This is a genomic window from Streptomyces sp. NPDC007162, from assembly GCF_040634175.1.
GTDB lineage: Bacteria > Actinomycetota > Actinomycetes > Streptomycetales > Streptomycetaceae > Streptomyces.
Genome location: NZ_JBEYFC010001014.1, coordinates 1 through 1333, shown reverse-complemented (window position 1 = coordinate 1333; position 1333 = coordinate 1). Strand labels below are relative to the sequence as shown.

The following is a 1333-nucleotide window of genomic DNA, read 5'->3' as shown; positions in this document are numbered from 1 at the left end:
CAGGGCGGTTTCAAAGTCTGATCGTTGGTGCGTCTGTGCTGGTCAGCGGAGTCCGAGGAGAGCCAGGGGACGGGTGAATGGCTCGTAGGACATTTCGCGGAGTCCGGCGGCGATGTTGTGGTGGCCTGCGGCACGGAGGCAGTTGATCGCGAAGCTGCGCAAGGTGGCCATGTTCTCTGGGCCGTGCTCGGTGTGGATCTTGGAGGCGTCTTCGCGGAAGGCGGTGTCGCGGACGAAGTGGAGCCGGTTTTCGATGACCCACTGCGAACGAATGATCTTCGCGAGCCGCTGCGGAGAGGCTCTTCGGCTGGTCAGATCGGTGATGACGTAAACGGTCTCGCGGCTGCGCCTGCCGGTCTTCAGGCAGGTGCGGTGGCGTACGACCCGGGCGACCTGTGCGGCGTGCGGGAAGTCGAGGTCATCGACGGTCAGGACCTGCACCACGCGGGTCTCCTTTCGGCCGTGCCCCTCGGTGCGGTCGTAGAACTTCGCGGTCACTTCCCTCCAGGGCAGCGTGTGCAGCCGCTCGTAGAGACCGGCCTGGTTCTTCTTCACACACAGCGCGTAGTGCGCCTTCTTCTCCTCGACGAGGAAGCGGGCGTGGCCGCGCTGGGCGTGCAGAGCATCGGCCGTCACGGTCACCCCGGTCAGGTCGAACGGGGCCAACAGGTCGGCGAAGCAGGTGATTTCATTCGTCTTATCCGGGACCCGCAACTGCGTGATGGTCAGCCCGCCACCGGTCACGGCGGCGAGCAGGTGCGCGGCCGGGGTCTCACCGTGGCGGGAGCCGCGGGCGCTCTTGCCGTCCACGGCCAGGGTGTCGGCCTCGGACGGGTCGCATCCCAGCAGGTCGGCGAGGCCACCTGGGCAGACTCGGTTGATGATCCGACGGATCGTCGCCGTGCTCGGCGCGATGCACACCGCGAAGGCAGACACAGTCCGGGCGCCGAGCCGGGCCAGGGTGTCCTGCGGAGCGTTTCGCGCCCACTGCCCGATCGCCGCAAAGGACCGAGCTCCGCACATGACCGCCGAACAGGCCATCAGCAGCACGCTCACGAACGGGTGACGCCTTCCGCGCCGGTCACGTGGATCGGGCAAGGTCGCCAGCCGGGAGGGCAGGTCGACGATCACACGGTGCTGACGCGAGGGCGACTTGACCAGACATACGGTGGCAGACTGACGACACATCGAAGCTCCGGACGGTACAGGCGACTTGGTAGGTCACCGGCATCAACCGGAGCTTCGTTGCATGCGTGGCGGCCCGCCACCCCCATCGTCATGATGCTGTGACCAGCATGGATCCTTGATCGACAGGACTTTGAAACCGCCCTGC

1 protein-coding gene is annotated in these 1333 nt (G+C 66.5%); it reads right to left on the bottom strand.

What is annotated here, in order from left to right:
- Positions 1 to 42: 42 nt before the first annotated feature.
- The gene (locus ABZ646_RS46760) at positions 43 to 1056 is read right to left on the bottom strand and encodes an ISAs1 family transposase (RefSeq protein WP_360533927.1); all 1014 of its coding nucleotides are present in this window, start codon (positions 1054 to 1056) and stop codon (positions 43 to 45) included.
- Between the last annotated feature and the right edge of the window lie 277 nt (positions 1057 to 1333).